Below are 17,454 nucleotides of genomic sequence, written 5' to 3' on the forward strand. Positions count from 1 at the left end.
CCTCGGCGCCGTCGCCACGGGTGGCCGCGGTGACGAGTTCGCCGCCCTCGTAGCGCAGCGACATCGAGAGCCCGTCGATCTTCGGCTCGGCGGAAAAGTCGATCCGGTCGTCGTCGGCAAGTTTCAGAAAGCGCCTGATGCGGCCGACGAAATCGACGACGTCCTGCTCGGCGAAGGCATTGTCGAGCGACAGCATCGGCACCGCATGGCGGACCTTCTTGAACTTTCCGGATGGCGCCGCACCGATCTTCTGCGACGGCGATTCAATGCTGACGAGTTCCGGAAACCGCTTTTCGATGGCATTGAAGCGCTGGCGCAAGCCATCATACTCGGCATCGGAAATCTTCGGCGCATCCTCCTGATAATACGCCTTGTCGTGACGCTCGATGTCGAGCGCCAGCCGCATGTGCTCGACCTTGGCCTGGGCTCTGGTGAGGGCGGCGACGTCGGGAAGTTTTTTGGGTTTTGCTGCCTTGGCCATGGCTACTTGAATACGACGAAGTTCATTTCAAGAAAAGCGGCCGGCGGCACGACGTTCGGCATCACGCCGTCGCGGCCTTCAGCAACCGTTCCGCTGCGGCCCTTGCCTCCGCGGTGATCTCGGCGCCCGCCAGCATGCGGGCGATTTCCTCGCGGCGGTGATCGGCGGCCAGCGCATTGACGCGGGTGGCGACGCGCTTGCCCTTGTCGAGCACATCCTTGGAGATCAGCAGATGCAGGTCGGCGCGTGCGGCGACCTGCGGCGCATGCGTCACCGCCATCACCTGGACCTTGTCCGCCAGCCGCGCCAGCCGCGCGCCGATCGCGTCCGCCACGGCACCGCCGACACCGGTATCGATCTCGTCGAATACCAGCGTGGGCGCGGACCCGCGGTCGGACAGCACGACCTTGAGCGCCAGCAGGAAGCGCGACAATTCGCCGCCGGAGGCAACCTTCATCAGCGGTCCCGGCCTGGTGCCGGGATTGGTCTGCACCCAGAACTCGACGCGGTCGTAGCCCTGCGGCCCCGGCGACTTCGGATCGGAATCAACCTGCGTCGTGAACTTCGCCCGCTCCAGTTTCAGCGGCGCGAGTTCGGCGTTGACCGCCTTGTTGAGTTTCTCGGCGGATTTTGCCCGCGCGGCGGAAAGCCTGGTGGCGGCGGCAGCGTAGCGCTTGTCGGCCTCGGCGGCGGCGGCCTCGAGTTTTTTCAGCTGATCGGCGCCGGCGTCGATCAGCGCCACATCGGCGGCGTATTTCGCGGCGAGCTGAGCGAGGCCCTCGACCGGCGTCGAGTATTTGCGCGATGCCGCGCGCAAGGCGAACAGCCGCTCCTCGATGCGTTCGAGCTCGGCGGGGTCGAAATCCGCCGCAATCAGCGCGGCACCAAGATGCTGGTCGGCCTCCTCGAGCGCGTTGATGGCGGCATCGATCGCCTTCACGGCGGGCTCGACCAGCGCCGGTGCATTGGCCGCCCGCCGCTCGAGCCGGCGCACCGCCGCCGATAGCGCCGCCACCGGCGAATGATTGCCGCCCACGGCCTCCTGTGCCTCGCGCAGATCGGCGGCGATCTTCTCGCCCTGCATCATCGTGGTGCGGCGTTCGGCGAGCGCGGTCTCCTCGCCATCCCTGGGCGCAAGCTTCTTCAATTCGTCGGAGGCGTGCCGCAGATAGTCCGCCTCGCGCGCGGCGCGCTCCATGCCCGCGCGATGCTCGTCGAGCACCGCGTTGGCGGCGCGCCTTGCCTCCCACAGCCGCTCCAGCGCGGCGACGTCCTTTTCAAGGCCGGCAAACGCGTCGAGCAGGCGGCGGTGGGTCGAGGCGTCGACCAGCGCCCGCTCGTCATGCTGGCCGTGGATTTCGACCAGGGCCGAGCCGACCGCTTTCAAGGTCTGCACGCTGATCGCCTGATCATTGATGAAGGCGCGGGTACGGCCATCGGCCAATTGCACCCGGCGCAGGATCATTTCACCGGAATTTTCCGAGCCCGAATCGTCGAGCCCGTTGTCGCTGAGGATCAGCGACGCCGGATGGCCCTTCGGCACATCAAACACCGCGGTAACCTGGCCCTGCTCCGCGCCATGCCGGACCAGGCCGGCGTCGCCGCGGCCGCCGAGCGCCAGCGCGAAGGCGTCGAGCAGGATGGACTTGCCCGCGCCGGTCTCGCCGGTCAGCACCGCAAGCCCGCGGGAAAACTCGATATCGAGCCGTTCGATCAGGACGATGTCGCGGATCGAAAGACGCGCCAGCATGCGAAATCAATTCCTAGTGGTCAGATTCGAACACGAAGCTGCGGCAAACACCGAGCGAATGTCAAATCCGCTCCGCTAGCCGAGACCCAGTTTCTTGAAGGCCTTGGAGATATAGGAGCCCTGGTTCTCGCTTGGCTCGACCCCGCCGGACCTTACAAGATTATAGGCGTCCTTGTACCAGGGACTGTCGGGAAAATTGTGCCCGAGCACGGCGGCGGCGGTCTGTGCCTCGCTGACGATTCCGATCGTCATGTAGGCTTCGGTCAGCCGCGCCAGCGCTTCCTCGACATGCCGCGTGGTCTGGTACTGGGTAACCACGGTCTTGAAGCGGTTGATGGCGGCGGTGTAGTTGCGCTTTTGCATGTAATAGCGGCCGACATTCATTTCGCGGCCCGCGAGCTGGTCGCGCGCGGCCTCAAGCTTGGACTTGGCGCTGACGGCATATTCCGACGTCGGATATTTGCGGACCACTTCTTCAAGCGCGGCGATCGCCTTCTCGGTGCGGCCTTGGTCACGGGTAATGTCCGGAATCTGGTCGTAGTGCGAGGCCGCGATCAGATATTGCGCGTAAGCGGCATCCGGGCTTCCTGGATGCAAGGTGACGTAGCGGGTCGCGGCGCCGATGCAGCTGTCGTAGTCGTTGGCATTGTAAAAAGCATAGGCCGACATCAGCAGCGATTTCCGCGCCCAGTCGGAATAAGGATGCTGGCGATCGACTTCCTCGAATTTCTTCGATGCGGCCTTCGGATCGCGCTTCTCGTTCATCAGGAACAAGCCCTCATTGTAGAGCTTTTCCGCGGGCTCCTCGACGAAGGTCTCGTCCTTGTTGAAAACCTTGTCCCACGTCTCGGTCGCGGAGCTGCATCCGCTGAGTGGGATCGCGAGAACGGCGAGGCCCGCGGCCAGCCGCAACGGCCGCGCCAGCCGATGAAAGCCCCAACGAATCGATAGGCCGTTCGGTGCGAGCGTCATGCGTGTCGACATAAATTTAAGACCTGACGCCTGTGGTGCGGTGCCCGCCGCGCGCCCTGAGCGTGGACGCAGTGAATGTGGTGCCCGCGGCGCGCCTCGCGACGCAACCCGGCCCTTTTAGCCAAAAAAAGCCCCTTAACCAACCGAATACGCAGGCATTTCGCCGGGATTAAGGCGGCCCGGAGCGCGCGCGGCCAATCATGGTTACCACGCGAAGCCGAAGACCGGGCCGGATCCCGGTCAGGCAAGGTCGCGGCGGCGCGGGACATTTCGAAGGCGAAAGTCAGGACATTTCGAAGGCGAAAGTCAGGATGTTTCGAAGGCGAACGCCAATAGACGTCCAGAAGGACGCTCAGGACATTTCGGAGACGAAAGTCAGGAAACGTCGGGACCGTAGGCCGGGGCAACCATGCCGCCCACCATGCCACTGCCGACCTCGGCGTGGGTGCGCGAGCGGCGGGCGGTTTCAGCCTCGATCACCCGGAAGGCGCTGCGATCGGCCATCAGAGCCGTCAGCACGGCGTGGTTGAGCTTGTGGCCGCCGCGTAAAGAGCGATAGGCGCCGAGCAACGGCAAGCCGGCGAGCGCGAGATCGCCGATCACGTCGAGCACCTTGTGGCGCACGCATTCGTCGCTGAAGCGCAAACCTTCGCTGTTCAGCAGGCGCGTCTCATCGAACACCACGGAATTCTCGAACGAGGCGCCGAGCGCGAAGCCCGCGCTCCACAGCCGCGCCACGTCATTCATGCATCCGAAGGTCCGGGCGCGGCAAATCTCGCGACGGAACCTTTCGGGGGAAAGATCCAGCGCATAGGTCTGGCGGCCAATCACCGGGTTGGTGAAATCAATCTCGACCTCGGCGCGGAAACCGGCCGCATAGGGCCGCAACTCGCCGAACGAGTCGCCCATCGCGACCTGCACCGGCTTCAAGACCTGGATGAAACGGCGCGAGGCCGACTGTGTAACGATACCGGCCTGATCGATCGCGGCGACGAAAGCCGCGGCGCTGCCGTCCATGATCGGAACTTCCGGGCCGTCGATTTCGATGGTGGCGTTGTCGACGCCCATACCGCGCAAGGCAGCCAGCACATGCTCGGCGGTGGAGACCAGCGGACCCTCGCGGTCGCCCAGCACGGTGGCAAATTCGGTGGCGATCACCGATCCGGCGGTGGCCTGAACCTCGCGGTCGCAACCGTCGAGACCGGTGCGGACAAAAATAAAACCTGCATCAACGGATGCAGGCCCGACAGTAAGACTTACCGGTAAACCAGAATGAACGCCGACGCCCATCACGGTTGCTTGCGACCGAAGCGTTGTCTGCCGGCTAAACTTCATTCAAATTGCCCACACTGACTTACCAGGAGCTCAGACCGACCCAATTCTGGGTCGATTCGTCTCGAAGTATCCCCAAGTCACGGCAGACAATAGCATTGCCCCAAAGCGCGCCAACTCACGCTTTTTTACCGATTGTTACCCTATCTCTGCCGTATTCGCGCCAAAGCTTAACCAAATTCCGCCGCGGACAGGGGCGTTTTTGGTCGTCCCATTGCACCATGAAATGCATAATTAATCACTTAATATCAGTTACTTGAGAAAATTTCAGGCCCCGGCGCCGACCGAAATGGAGAAGGCCCCGGCGGGCAAAGCCGGGGCCTTCTCGGTCGTCGGAATTGTAACAAACTTCAGTTGACCTGCCGGCGCAGGAAGGCCGGAATATCAAGATGGTCGTCGCCCTGTGGCGCTGGGGCAACAGGAGCCGGGCGGCCGTGGGCATCCAACCCCTGAGGAGCAGGCCTGCGCGCATACTCCGATACCGGATCGGTGGCTGCGATTTGCTGCGCGACCGAGCGTTGAGGCTTCCGATCGGGCAGCGGCGGCATCGGGGCCATGGCCGGACCCGAGGCGCGGGCCGCGATCGGAGGCTCGGTCTCTTCGTCACGGCGGCCGAGACCGACATTGGCCAGTCGCTGCAACAGCGACATCCTGGTCTTTTGCGGATGCTCCTCGTCGACTTCCCCGCGGGCCTGCCGGATTTCGTTCTGCGCGGGCATCGGCAGATCCTCGAATTTCGGCATCCTCGGCGCACGAACCGGTGGGCGTTCCGCCGCTTGCGGGATGAACGTCTCGGGCGTCGCCGGCTCCGGGGCCGGAACAGCCGCGACATCATGGTCGGGGAACAGGGTCGGCTTCTGCGCGATCGGACGCACCGTGACGTCGCCATAGGATGCAGGCTGCAGCGACGCCGCCGGCTGCGAAACCTCCGGCGCAACCGCCGCGGCGATGGCCGCAAGCGCCGCACGTTCGACGTTGTTTGAGGCACGTTGCGGCGCGGCCGGAGCCGGCTGGGCCGCGTTCGGGGCCTCCTGTTTCTGGGCGCGCTCGGCAAACCGTGCGTTGTCGGCCCGCAGCCGCGCGGTCAACTCGGCAAGGCGGCTGTCCGGCGCCGAAGCAGGGGCCACGGCGTTGCTGACGGTTGCCGCCGGCGCTGCGGCGTTGCGCGAAATCAGCGCCTGTTCGATGCCGGTGGCGACGACCGAAACCCTGATGATGCCGTCGAGGGTTTCGTCGAAGGTGGCGCCGACGATGATATTGGCGTCCTGATCGACTTCCTCACGAATCCGGGTCGCGGCTTCGTCGACCTCGAACAAGGTCAGATCCCTGCCGCCGGTGATCGAGATCAGCAGGCCGCGGGCGCCCTTCATCGAGGAATCGTCGATCAGCGGATTGGCGATCGCGGCCTCCGCCGCGGTCAGGGCGCGCTTCTCGCCGGAAGCCTCGCCGGTGCCCATCATCGCCTTGCCCATTTCGCGCATCACGGCGCGAACGTCGGCGAAGTCGAGATTGATCAGGCCTTCCTTGACCATCAGGTCGGTGATGCAGGCGACGCCCGAATAGAGCACCTGGTCCGCCATCGCGAAGGCGTCGGCGAAGGTGGTCTTTTCGTTGGCGACCCGGAACAGGTTCTGGTTCGGAATGATCAGAAGGGTATCGACCACCTTGTGGAGCTCGGCGATGCCGGCTTCCGCGGTGCGCATGCGGCGCTGGCCCTCGAAGTGGAACGGCTTGGTGACGACGCCGACGGTGAGGATGCCCATGTCGCGCGCGGTCTTGGCGATGACGGGCGCAGCACCGGTGCCGGTGCCGCCGCCCATACCGGCGGTGACAAACACCATATTGGCGCCGGAAAGATGATCGCGGATCTCATCGATCACTTCCTGGGCCGCGGCCGCGCCGACGTCGGGCTGCGAACCGGCCCCCAAGCCCTGGGTGACCTGGGTGCCCATCTGGATGATGCGCTGCGCCTTCGACATGGTGAGCGCCTGCGCGTCGGTGTTGGCGACGACGAAATCGACCCCCTGCAATCCGGCGGTGATCATGTTGTTGACGGCATTGCCGCCGGCGCCGCCGACGCCGAATACGGTAATCCGGGGCTTCAACTCACTGATATCAGGGGGTGTTAGATGGAGTGCCATGGTTGCCTCTCGATTACGCGCGCGTCGGTTCGCCCCGGCCGACGGCCGCGGGAGTTGGTGAAAGTCGAAAGTTGCGGAAAAGATTCATCAGAAGCCCTCACGAAGCCATCGTCCGACTTTTCCGAAATAGCCATCTGTCCCTGTCCTGAGCTGCCGCGTATGCCGCGGTTCGACGTGTTCAAGATGAGCGTATTGGGGATAGACCAGCAGGCCCGAGGGAACCGCGAACGACGCGCTCTTCGCCTCATTGGGGAGCCGGCCAAAGCCGAGTGGACGGCCGATCCGCACCGGCCGGCCGAGAATCTGGGTTGCAAGTTCGAGGGTACCGGTGAGCTGCGAAGCCCCGCCGCTCAATACAACGCGCGCCTTCGGCTCTGCCGCAAAGGGCGAATCCGCGAGCCGATCCCTGACCATCTCAAAAATCTCCTCGGCACGGTGCCGGACAATGTTCGCGATCGTGGCGCGGGACACGACCTGTGGAACATCCTGCTCGTTGTCGCCGGCGGACGGCACCGACATCAACTCACGGGTGTCGGACCCGCCGGTCAGCACGGTGCCATATAACGTCTTGATTCGCTCGGCATCCGCAATGCATGCGCTCAGGCCGCGTGCAAGGTCCATGGTGATGTGTTGCCCGCCGAGGGCAAATCCGCTCGCATGCACGAAGCGCCCCCCGGAATAGGTCGCGATCGTGGTGGTGCCCGCGCCCATTTCCACCACCGCGGCGCCGATATCGGCTTCATCGTCGGTCAATACCGACAGGCCCGCCACATAGGGGCTCGCCGCCATGGCTTCGACATTGAGATGGCAGCGCTCCACCACCAGCATCAAATTCCTGGCAGCGGTCGCGTCCGCCGTGACTACGTTCATGTCGACGCCGAATTGCCGTGCCAACATGCCCTTGGGATCGCGAATGCCCTTGACGCCGTCCAGCGCATAGCCGACCGGCAGCGCATGCAGCACGGTGCGGCCCTCGCCGGTGGCATGGTGCATGCCGGCGGAGGTGATGCGCGTGACGTCGGCAGCCGTGACGGCGCCGCCCCGAATGTCGGCCGCCGCCTCGATCAATTGACCCTGCAACCGGCCGGCCGAGATCGACAGCAAGACCGATTCAACCCGGACCTTGGCCATGCGCTCGGCGAGCGCAACCGCCTGGCGCACCGCCTGCTCGCATTCGGCGAGATCGACCACCGCGCCGGCCTTGACGCCGCGCGACTGAATCTGGCTGTACCCGATCAGCTCGACCGCATGGCTGCGCCCGCGCAAGGCGTCGTTCGGCGGGCACGGCCTCAAGCGCGCGATCATGCAGGCGATCTTGCTGGTGCCGATATCGAGGGAGGCCACGAGCGCGGTGCGCTTCTGCGGCATCGGACGCGTTTTCGGCGTCTGGTTGCGATCTAGGCCGGTCATGCGTCGCCGACCTTCTTCTTCGGCTTTTTGTCCTTGAACAATTCTTCGCGGGCCTTGGCCGCATCTTCGGACAATTGCACGGTCAGCCGGTCCGGCAGCCGCATGTCGACGGCGACGATATCGCGGGAGAACAGCCGGTCTTCCTTGTCGAGCGTGCTCAACACGGCCAGCGCATTGCCAACCTCGTTTTCCGGCAGGCGGATATCGAGACCGTCCTTGAGCCTCAGATTCCAGCGCCGTTCGCCGACGAAGACCGCCGCCTTGGTCACCGAATTGACCCGCGGATAGCGCGCGAGCAGCGCCAGGAAATCCCTGGCGCGGGTTTCTGCGCCCTTGCCCACCACCAGCGGCAGCGACAGGAAGCGGCGCGACACATAGGGCTCCAGCACCGCGCCGTCATCCGCGATCACCGACAGGCGGCCGTCCCGCTGCCATAGCGCGAATGCCGAGCGTTCGACGATGTCGATCCGGAGCTGGCCCGGATAAAGCTTCTGCACCGTCGCTTCCGATATCCAGGGATTGGCTTTCAGCTTGTCGCGCACCACGGCGGCGTCGAGGAACAACAGCGAGGAGCGGCCATTGACGCCGCCAGCCCCGAGCACCTCGTCCTGGGACAGCTGCCGGCGGCCGTTGATCGCAACCGTGGTGATCCGAAACCCGGCCGAATTGGCCAGCGCGTTGCGGGCGTCGCTCAGGCCTGCGGTAAATTCAGCAAGATGGCCGCCCCTCACGACGCCGAAACCGGCGCTGCCCAGGAGCAGCAGCACGGTGGCGGCGGTGCCGGCGCGGCGCGGCAAATGACGTTCCAGAAGCGCGATCAGGCGGGGCGGCTCTTCAGCGCGGTCAAGACGCGCTTTCGCAGGCGAACGCTTCGCGCCCAGCCACTCGCGCAGCAGCACGACCGCGCCTAGCGCGGCGGCTTTCAGGTCAGTTTGGGGCCTCGGCGATCTCTTCGACCGAGCGAGGCGTCCTCCACCATCCATTGCACGAGCTCGTCACATGTTGTGCCCGCAAACATTGCGAGTCCGACGCAGGTGACGTCTCGGTCGTGCCGGGATGGATGGTGACCCCAAGGCCACCTGTTCCCTCGATACGGTCGCGGAAAGCGGAAATCCGCAACAGCTCACGCCCCGGCAGCCAAGCGCTCCACGCGCCGCCAGCGTTAACCTTCGGACTTCCTGGTAAACAAAGGGTAAATTCGGTCGGGACACAGTGCGATTTGATGTGCCCGCTGAAGGCTTTGCCCGGTAACGTTAGCAATTTGGTAATGAATTGATTCGGCCGTCGGCTAAGGTAAGGCTTTAGCGGCGCTATTTACGCGCACGCCGCTCGGCCAGCACGATCTGATCCCGCAGGAAATCGCCAAAATCGATCCCTTGAGCCTTGAGCGCCTTCGGATAGAGCGAGGCCTTGGTCAGACCGGGCAAGGTGTTGGTTTCGAGATAGATCGGCCCCTGCTCCGCGACGATGAAATCGGTGCGGGAGTAGCCGGCGCATGACAGCGCCCGGTGCGCCCGCAGCGCCAGGTCCATGATCTGCCCGCTGATCTCGGGCGAAAAGCGGCCCGGACAGATCTCCTGGGTCGACTTGAGCAGATATTTGGCGGTGTAGTCGAACCCGCCTCCCGCCGGAACGATCTCGATCGGCGGCAGCGAAAAAACCGAGCCATCCGACTGCTCCAGCACGCCGCAGGTCGCTTCCACGCCCGATATGAACGGTTCGATCACATATTCTTCCGTCTTGGCGGCGCGGCGGACGGCGACAAGGTCCTGAATCGCATTGACGAAGATCAGGCCGTAGCTCGAACCATCCCGCGCTGGCTTGGCGATCAGCTTGCCGTATTTGGCCAGCGCCGCCTCGGCGTCTTGCAGCGCCACGCCAGCGGGTGCCGTCACCCCCGCTATCGCCGCAAAGCGCTTGGCCGCGACCTTGTCGAAGGCCAGATGCGACGATGCCGAGCCGGAGCCGGTGAAGGCAATTCCGCGCGTCTCGCACATCGCCTGAAGTTCGCCATTCTCCGCCGTGCCGCCGTGCAGGCCGAGCACCAGCAGACGGTCCGCCGCTCTCGCCTTGTCAAGCGCCGCTTCGATTGTCCCGATGCTGGGGATGCCGGGCTTGAAAGGATCCTCGAACGGCCGCGCATGCTTCAGAAGCGCCGCCGATGACGTTTCATGCACGGTGTCGTCAGCATCCCAGAACCACAAATCGGCCTCGGGGAGAGCCGAATGCAGCGCCTGCGCCGATGCCACCGACACCAGGCGCTCCTTGTTCGTGCCGCCGAAAAGAATGGTGATCCGCATCAACTTCGCTCGATTCCGATCCGCTTGATTTCCCAGTGTAGCTCAATTCCCGAATTTTCCTTTACCCGGGCGCGAACGGTTTCGCCGAGGGTTTCGATATCGTGGCCGGTCGCCTCGCCGGTGTTGATCAGAAAATTGCAATGCATTTCCGATACCTGCGCGCCGCCAACGCGCAGGCCCCGGCAACCCGCGGCATCGATCAGCTTCCAGGCGCTGTTTCCTTCCGGGTTCTTGAAGGTCGAGCCGCCGGTCTTTTCGCGGATCGGCTGCGCGGTCTCGCGATGGGTTTGCACCTCGTGCATCCGCGCGCGGATCGCCTCGGGTGCCGCGATGGCGCCCCGAAACCGCGCGGAGGTGAAGATGATGGCAGGATCGACGCCGCAGTTGCGGTAGACGAACTTCATGTCGGCATTGCTGAATGTGTGCTTGTTGCCGTCGCGGCTGACGCCGGAAGCCTCGACCAGGACATCCCCCGTCTCGCTGCCATTGGCGCCGGCATTCATGCGCAGCGCGCCGCCGATGGTGCCGGGAATGCCGAAGAAGAATTCCAGCCCGCTGATATTGGCGGAGGCCGCCGTCTCGGCCACGCGCTTGTCGAGCGCGGCTGCGCCGGCAAGGACGATGCCGGCGTCGACGCTGATCTCGCCGAAACCGCGCGGCGACAGGCGGATGACCACGCCGGGCATGCCACCATCGCGCACGATCAGATTGGAGCCGACGCCAACGACATAGACCGGCATCGCGGCGGCAAGATGCCTGAGGAAATAAGCGAGGTCATCCTCGTCCGCCGGCGTGAACAGCACCTGCGCTGGCCCGCCGACCCTAAACCAGGTCAGCTCGGCGAGCGACTGGTTCGCCAGCAGCCGCCCGCGCAGTTGCGGCATCGCGGCTTTGAGCTCGGGCGTGATGTCGGGAAAGGTCATGATTGGTCGTCATGGCAGGGCTTGGCCTCTCCGTTCCCTCCCCCCTTGCGGGGGAGGGTCAGGGAGGGGGGTGAGCCACAGACGCCGGAGTTCGTGGTACCCCCCTCTCCCACTCTCCCCCGACGCAAGTCGGGCCTGCCCGACTTGCGTAAGATTAGAAGGCACAACCGGGGTAGACCCCGGTTGTGCGGGGGAGAGGGCCGAGTGTGCCGTGCTGAGACTTTACTCATGAACATCGCCCTCATCCCAGCGCCTTCAATTCGCCGGGCAGCGCGTAGGCCCATTGGGTGATATTGCCGGCGCCCAGGCAAACCACAAAATCGCCGCGGCCGGCGATGCCGTGAACCACTTTGGCGAGATCGGCCGAATTCTGCAGCGGAATCACTTCGCGATGGCCGTGGGCGCGCAGGCCCAGCACGAAATGGTCGCGGTCGATGCCCGCGATCGGCGCCTCGCCGGCCGGATAAACCTCGGCCACGACGACGGTGTCGGCGTCATTGAAACAGGTGCAGAATTCCTCGAACAGCGACTGCAGGCGGGTGAAGCGATGCGGCTGCACCACGGCGATGATTTTCCCGTTGGTGGAGTCGCGCGCGGCCCTCAGCACCGCCGTGATCTCGACGGGGTGATGACCGTAATCGTCGATCACGGTGATACCGTTCCACTCGCCGGTCCTGGTGAAGCGCCGCTTGACGCCACCGAAGCCCGCGAGCGCCTTACGGATGGTGTCGTCGGAGAGTCCCAGTTCATGCGCGACCGCGATCGCAGCAGTGGCGTTGAGCGCGTTATGCCGTCCCGGCATCGGCAGATGAATCTCCTTGATCTCGTGCAGGGCGTCGGTCTTGCGGTCGCGGAACGCAACCTTGAAGTTTGAGCCGCCGCCCGACGGATTGAGTTCGACGAGCCGCGCGTCGGCTTGCGGATTTTCGCCATAGGTGATGATGCGGCGATCCTCGATCTTGCCGACAAGGCTCTGGACCACCGGATGGTCGATGCACATCACCGCGAAACCATAAAACGGCACGTTCTCGACGAAATCGCGGAAGGCTTCCTGCACGGCCTCGAAGGTCTTGAAATGATCGAGATGCTCGGGATCGACATTGGTGACGATGGCGACATCGGCCGGCAGCTTCAGGAACGTGCCGTCGCTTTCGTCGGCTTCCACCACCATCCATTCGCCGGCCCCCAGCCGAGCATTGGTGCCATAGGCATTGATGATGCCGCCATTGATCACGGTCGGATCGAGATCGCCGGCGTCGAGCAGGGCTGCGACCATCGAGGTCGTGGTGGTCTTGCCATGGGTGCCGGCGATCGCGACGCAGCTTTTCAGCCGCATCAGTTCGGCCAGCATTTCGGCGCGGCGCACCACCGGAATGCGCTGGGCGCGCGCCGCCATCAGTTCGGGGTTGTCGCGCTTGATCGCGGTCGACACCACCAGCACGTCGGCGCCGGCGACATTATCGGCCTTGTGGCCGACGATGATCTTGATGCCCTTGTCGCGCAGGCGATTGACGTTGGCGCTTTCGGAAGCGTCCGAGCCCTGCACGGTATAACCGAGATTGCACAGCACCTCGGCTATGCCGCTCATGCCGATACCGCCGATCCCGACGAAATGAATGGGTCCGATCTCGCGCGGCAGTCTCATAGGATAGGCCCCCGATGGCATCGTCCGCGAAGGCGGACGATCCAGTATACAGCGAAGCTAGAGATTCAGATTAGCTGCGCGGAGTACTGGATGCCCCGCTTTCGAAGGCGCTGACAAGTCCCAAATGGGGTTGCCGGGCGTCAGATTCCCGCCACTTTCATCACCAGATCGGCCAGCCGCTGGGCGGCGTCCAGCCGGCCCACGGTCCGGGCGGCAGCCGCCAGCGCGGCCAGCTTGGCGGGCTCGGCGGCGAGCGCGGAGATTTCCGACGCCAGACGGTCGGAGGTAAATTCGGTTTGCGGGATCCGTAAGCTCCCGCCCGCCTGCGACAGCACGCCGGCATTGGCAAACTGGTCCTGATCGATGGCACCCGGCAACGGCACCAGGATCGACGGCCGGCCGATGGCGCCGAGCTCGGCGACGGTGCCGGCGCCGGAGCGCGAGACCACCAGATGATGGGAGGCGAGCTTCGCCGGCAAATCGGTAAAGAACGGCGCCAGCTCCGCCTTGATCTTGAGCCGGTCATACACCGCGCGCACGCGCGCCATGTCCTCTTCGCGCACCTGCTGGGTCAGGATCAGCCGGCTCCACAATGCAGGTTCGAGCCGTTCGATCGCGCCGGGCACGACATCGGCCATCACCCGCGCGCCCTGGCTGCCGCCGACCACCAGCAACCGAAACGGTCCCGCCGGATCGGGAGCGGCATATTTCACCGCGGCTGCCGCAAGGATGGCCGGGCGCATCGGCGTGCCGACGGTGGTTGTCTTCGCCGCCAGCGCCGGATCGCGATCGAGCACGCCCGGAAGCGAGGTTGCGATCGCGTCGACGCGGCTGGACAGGAAGCGGTTGGCGCGGCCAAGCACCGCATTGGCGTCGTGGATAATGCCGGGAATGCCGAATAGTCTGGCCGCCAACAGCGGCGGCACCGTCGGATAGCCACCGAAGCCGACCACGGCCGCAGGCTTCAGTCTGCGCATCAAATTGAGCGCCACGGCGGTGCCGGCGGCGAGCATGATGCCGGTATAGGCCAGCGACCATGGCGTGCGGCCGCGCAGGGTCTCGCTCGGCACCACATCGATCATGTCCCTGGAGAACAATCCGCCATAGCGCAGCGCGCGGGAGTCGGTGGCCAGACGCACGCGCAAGCCGCGCCGCATCAGTTCGACGCCGAGCGCCTCGGCGGGAAACAGATGGCCGCCGGTGCCGCCCGCGGCCAGCAAAATCAAAGGCGCAGTGGTCATTGGGAAATTCTTTGCAAATTGGCTACCGTCATTGCGAGCGCAAGCGAAGCAATCCATAGGGCAACAGGCAAGCAAGCATGGATTGATTCGTCACTTCGTTCCTCGCAATGACGAGAAGCGCGTCTTTCCCATCATATCAAGCGTAGCTGCGCGCCGCGCTGGCGTTCATCGATTCCTGCTCGGTGCGCGGCCGCTGCCGCGTCAGCGCCAGCATCATGCCGACACCGTAAGCCAGCGAGATCATCGACGAGCCGCCATAGGAGATGAACGGCAGCGTCATGCCCTTGGCAGGTATCAGCTGCAGATTGACCGACATGTTGATCGCGGCCTGCACGCCGAACAAGATCGCCAGCCCCGACGCGGCGAACCGCGCGAACATGTCCTCGGTCGCATAGGCGCGCGACAGCGCGCGGATCACCACGAAGGCGAACAGCGCGAGCAGCACCAGGCACAGGATGATGCCGAATTCCTCCGCCGCGACCGCGAACACGAAATCGGTGTGGCTGTCCGGCAGGCTGCGCTTGGCGATGCCTTCGCCGGGCCCGAGGCCGAACCAGCCGCCGTTGGAGAAAGCCTCCATCGCGGTATCGACCTGAAAGGTGTCGCCCGATCCCGGATTCATGAAGCGCTTGATGCGGCCGGCGACGTGCGGCACCAAGAGATAGGCGCCGAACAGCCCGGCGCCCGCGGCGCCCGCCAGCCCCAGCACCCAGATCATCCGCATGCCGGCGATGAAGAACAGCGCGCCCCACACCATCAGGATCAGCATGGTCTGGCCGAAATCGGGCTCCATCACCAGAAGCGAGACCAGCATCATCAAGAGGACCAGCGCCATCGAGGTCGCGGGCATTTCCGGCCGCCGCGTCGATTCCGCAAACAGCCAGGCTGCCAGCACCACGAAGGCGGGCTTGGCGGATTCGGAAGCCTGGATATTGAGGCCGATCAGGGTGATCCAGCGCCGCGAGCCCTTGACTTCGGGGCCAAGCAGCAGCGTCGCCACGATCAGCGCAATGCTGATGGCGAACACAATGAGCGCGGTGCGCCTGATCTGCCGCGGCGACAGGAACGACACGCCGATCAGCACGATAAAGGAAGGCAGCAGGAACAGGACGTGGCGGTTGAAGAAGTGGAACGGGTCGAGCCCGATGCGCGTCGCCACCGGCGGACTGGCCGCCAGCGACAGAATGATGCCACCCAGGATCAGCGCGAGCACCGCCGCCAGTTGCAGGCGGTCGACCGTCCACCACCAATCGCTGAAGGGGTTTCGCTGTTCGCGGTCGAGCATGGGCATTCCAAAGGCCAGGGGTCAGCCCATTGGTCGCTCATGAGGGTTTCCAAGGGGTTAATGGAGTGTGGAAGTTTTGAGGAGCGGCGCGCTCTCCGCTGGTCATGCCCGGCCTTGTGCCGGGCATCCACGCCTTTGAAATTCGGAAGAAAGCAAGACGTGGATGGCCGGGGCGATGACGGCGATAGCTGTCGGGCTAACGAGGTCGCGGGATCAAACTCGAGTATCTGTAAGTGGAAACGCCGACCGTCGCGCCACCGTGCCAATGGACCAAAGTGAGAATAGCATGGATCAGGATATGGCTTCGAACGTTGAGGTGACAGACGGGAACGATCACATGATCCGGCTTTAGCCAGAAGCGATGAAAAAGCACGCCAATCCTGAACGGGTTTTGCCAGCCGGCTTTGACTCCGCGTAACTGGAGATCCACGCACTTGTCTCCGCCTGAAATGGCAATGTCGGCGCACTGAACAGAAGACCAGGGGACATTTAGTCCCGAGCGATGGTCGTGCAGACCGTCAGCCGTGACCTCCAGAACAATCTTCTTGCTTCGCAAGGCGTCCCTAAAGCACGTCACCGCTGCACCTAGGAGCATTACGCCATAGGGCAGAAGCAGAGGAAAACCCGCAACGCTGATCGCGTCAGCGAGTAACGTCCGAAAATCCCAAGAAAATTTCAGAACCGGCAGCAACCACAAGCAAGCTACCCCCATGGGGGCGAACGTCAATCCCGAAACAAGGGCTATCAAACCGAACAGAATGTTCGGCAGGCGGCGCGGTCGAGCCAAGATCGGAAGCGAAATTGCTATCGGTGGTGGAATCGGGTTGCCCCACCCAAGTTCGCCGGGAATCTTGACCGATTCAAACCTGGCCCCTTGTTCGCTCAATGCCGCCTCACCTAAGGTGAATGAATGCCGCCTAGCCTTTATTCTCAATGTAAGGTTGCTCCGGCGGACCGGCATCCCCCATGAAAGGTTATGGTTAGCGAACGGCTGGCCCGTTCTATCGGATTAGTGAGTTGACCGCTTACACCACCGGCTTGACGCCGGGCAGCGCGGTGACGAGGTCGTGGAACGCCGCGCCGCGGATTTCGAAATTGCGGTACTGGTCGAACGAGGCGCAGGCCGGCGACAGCAGCACCACGGGATCGACAAGTCCGGAAGCCTCCGCATCGCGCGCGGCGTGCGCCACCGCGACGTCGAGCGTCGCCGAGATTTCGTGCGGCACCTGGGTCCCGAGCGTGGCGGCAAATTCCTGCGCCGCCTCCCCGATCAGGTAGGCCTTGCGGATGCGCGGGAAATATTCGGCGAGACCGGTAATGCCGCCGAGCTTGGGCTTGCCGCCGGCGATCCAGAAGATGTCGGCGAAGGACGACAGTGCATGCGCGGCCGCGTCCGCATTGGTGCCCTTGGAGTCGTTGACGAACAGCACGTGGCCGCACCTGCCGACCTGTTCCATGCGATGCGCGAGGCCGGGAAAGCTGCGCAAGGCTTTTTGCAAGGTTTCGCCGGAAACCCCGAGCGCCAGCGCGCAGGCCGACGCGCACGCCGCATTCTGCGCATTGTGCAAGCCGCGCAGCGAACCGATGCCGCCGATCCCTGCGATCTCGCCGCGCGCGCCACCGGCGGCGCGCCAGATGGTTTCGTGATCGACATAGACGCCGTCCGGCAGCGGATTCTTCACCGAAACGCGAACGACACGCCGGCCGGCCTGCTCGATCCGGTCGGCGATGTTCCGGCTCCAGCCGTCGTCGACGCCGACGATCGCGGTGCCCTGTGGCTGGACGCCGGCGACCAGGCGCTCCTTCACAGCGGCATAATGTTCGAGCGTGCCGTGACGATCGATGTGGTCTTCGCTGACGTTGAGCAGGATGCCGACGGTCGGATCGAGGCTCGGGGTCAGATCGATCTGATAGGACGACATCTCGATGACGTGGACACGTCCCATCCGCGGCGGCTCCAGCGACAGGATCGCG

The 17,454-nt window shown here is 64.3% G+C and carries 13 protein-coding genes and 2 pseudogenes; all 15 read right to left on the reverse strand.

Going from position 1 to position 17,454, the window contains the following annotated elements; all coding sequences use genetic code 11:
* A pseudogene (locus tag E8A46_RS18350) lies at positions 1-481 on the reverse strand (NAD-dependent DNA ligase LigA); the annotation flags it as partial.
* A 61-nt stretch (positions 482-542) separates the two neighbouring features.
* On the reverse strand, positions 543-2,231 hold the full coding sequence (gene recN / locus E8A46_RS18355; protein WP_291563935.1) for a DNA repair protein RecN: 1,689 nt from the start codon (positions 2,229-2,231) through the stop codon (positions 543-545).
* A 75-nt stretch (positions 2,232-2,306) separates the two neighbouring features.
* Positions 2,307-3,203: an outer membrane protein assembly factor BamD gene (locus E8A46_RS18360; RefSeq protein WP_291563937.1), complete on the reverse strand. Its 897-nt coding sequence runs from the start codon at positions 3,201-3,203 to the stop codon at positions 2,307-2,309.
* Positions 3,204-3,578: 375 nt separating this feature from the next.
* Entirely contained in the window at positions 3,579-4,538 is a 960-nt protein-coding gene (lpxC, locus tag E8A46_RS18365) for a UDP-3-O-acyl-N-acetylglucosamine deacetylase (RefSeq protein ID WP_291563939.1), read from the reverse strand.
* A 347-nt stretch (positions 4,539-4,885) separates the two neighbouring features.
* On the reverse strand, positions 4,886-6,676 hold the full coding sequence (gene ftsZ / locus E8A46_RS18370) for a cell division protein FtsZ (protein ID WP_291563941.1): 1,791 nt from the start codon (positions 6,674-6,676) through the stop codon (positions 4,886-4,888).
* Between the two features lie 87 nt (positions 6,677-6,763).
* Positions 6,764-8,086, reverse strand: coding sequence for a cell division protein FtsA (gene ftsA, locus E8A46_RS18375; RefSeq protein ID WP_291563943.1), 1,323 nt, complete (start codon positions 8,084-8,086; stop codon positions 6,764-6,766).
* A complete protein-coding gene (locus tag E8A46_RS18380) occupies positions 8,083-9,069 on the reverse strand; it encodes a cell division protein FtsQ/DivIB (RefSeq protein WP_291563945.1) in 987 nt (328 codons plus the stop codon). Before E8A46_RS18380 ends, ftsA begins: the two co-directional genes overlap by 4 nt.
* Positions 9,009-9,288: pseudogene (locus tag E8A46_RS18385) on the reverse strand (D-alanine--D-alanine ligase); the annotation flags it as partial. The gene E8A46_RS18380 and the pseudogene E8A46_RS18385, both read right to left, overlap by 61 nt.
* Before the next feature lie 108 nt (positions 9,289-9,396).
* The gene (locus tag E8A46_RS18390; RefSeq protein ID WP_291563947.1) at positions 9,397-10,386 is read right to left on the reverse strand and encodes an ATP-grasp domain-containing protein; all 990 of its coding nucleotides are present in this window, start codon (positions 10,384-10,386) and stop codon (positions 9,397-9,399) included.
* Entirely contained in the window at positions 10,386-11,309 is a 924-nt protein-coding gene (gene murB / locus E8A46_RS18395; protein ID WP_291563950.1) for a UDP-N-acetylmuramate dehydrogenase, read from the reverse strand. The genes E8A46_RS18390 and murB overlap by 1 nt, the downstream gene beginning before the upstream one ends.
* A 241-nt stretch (positions 11,310-11,550) precedes the next feature.
* Positions 11,551-12,954: a UDP-N-acetylmuramate--L-alanine ligase gene (gene murC / locus E8A46_RS18400; protein ID WP_291563952.1), complete on the reverse strand. Its 1,404-nt coding sequence runs from the start codon at positions 12,952-12,954 to the stop codon at positions 11,551-11,553.
* A gap of 140 nt (positions 12,955-13,094) precedes the next feature.
* Positions 13,095-14,195 (reverse strand): undecaprenyldiphospho-muramoylpentapeptide beta-N-acetylglucosaminyltransferase, encoded by a 1,101-nt coding sequence (gene murG, locus E8A46_RS18405; protein ID WP_291563954.1) that lies wholly within the window; start codon positions 14,193-14,195, stop codon positions 13,095-13,097.
* A 136-nt stretch (positions 14,196-14,331) separates the two neighbouring features.
* On the reverse strand, positions 14,332-15,480 hold the full coding sequence (gene ftsW / locus E8A46_RS18410; RefSeq protein WP_291563957.1) for a putative lipid II flippase FtsW: 1,149 nt from the start codon (positions 15,478-15,480) through the stop codon (positions 14,332-14,334).
* 196 nt (positions 15,481-15,676) lie between these two features.
* Complete coding sequence (locus tag E8A46_RS18415; RefSeq protein WP_291563959.1) at positions 15,677-16,366, reverse strand: hypothetical protein; 690 nt, start codon at positions 16,364-16,366, stop codon at positions 15,677-15,679.
* A gap of 139 nt (positions 16,367-16,505) precedes the next feature.
* The coding region (gene murD / locus E8A46_RS18420) for a UDP-N-acetylmuramoyl-L-alanine--D-glutamate ligase (protein WP_291563961.1) at positions 16,506-17,454 on the reverse strand (949 nt) is incomplete at its 5' end.

It is taken from the genome of Bradyrhizobium sp. (genome assembly GCF_004799445.1).
GTDB lineage: Bacteria > Pseudomonadota > Alphaproteobacteria > Rhizobiales > Xanthobacteraceae > Bradyrhizobium.

Coding starts and splice junctions, on each gene's coding strand:
- ftsW (WP_291563957.1), bottom strand. CDS start 15,480: ATGCTCGACCGCGAACAGCGAAACCCCTTCAGCGATTGGTGGTGGACG.
- ftsA (WP_291563943.1), bottom strand. CDS start 8,086: ATGACCGGCCTAGATCGCAACCAGACGCCGAAAACGCGTCCGATGCCG.
- E8A46_RS18380 (WP_291563945.1), bottom strand. CDS start 9,069: ATGGATGGTGGAGGACGCCTCGCTCGGTCGAAGAGATCGCCGAGGCCC.
- lpxC (WP_291563939.1), bottom strand. CDS start 4,538: ATGAAGTTTAGCCGGCAGACAACGCTTCGGTCGCAAGCAACCGTGATG.
- ftsZ (WP_291563941.1), bottom strand. CDS start 6,676: ATGGCACTCCATCTAACACCCCCTGATATCAGTGAGTTGAAGCCCCGG.
- E8A46_RS18390 (WP_291563947.1), bottom strand. CDS start 10,386: ATGCGGATCACCATTCTTTTCGGCGGCACGAACAAGGAGCGCCTGGTG.
- murC (WP_291563952.1), bottom strand. CDS start 12,954: ATGAGACTGCCGCGCGAGATCGGACCCATTCATTTCGTCGGGATCGGC.
- murG (WP_291563954.1), bottom strand. CDS start 14,195: ATGACCACTGCGCCTTTGATTTTGCTGGCCGCGGGCGGCACCGGCGGC.
- recN (WP_291563935.1), bottom strand. CDS start 2,231: ATGCTGGCGCGTCTTTCGATCCGCGACATCGTCCTGATCGAACGGCTC.
- E8A46_RS18360 (WP_291563937.1), bottom strand. CDS start 3,203: ATGACGCTCGCACCGAACGGCCTATCGATTCGTTGGGGCTTTCATCGG.
- murB (WP_291563950.1), bottom strand. CDS start 11,309: ATGACCTTTCCCGACATCACGCCCGAGCTCAAAGCCGCGATGCCGCAA.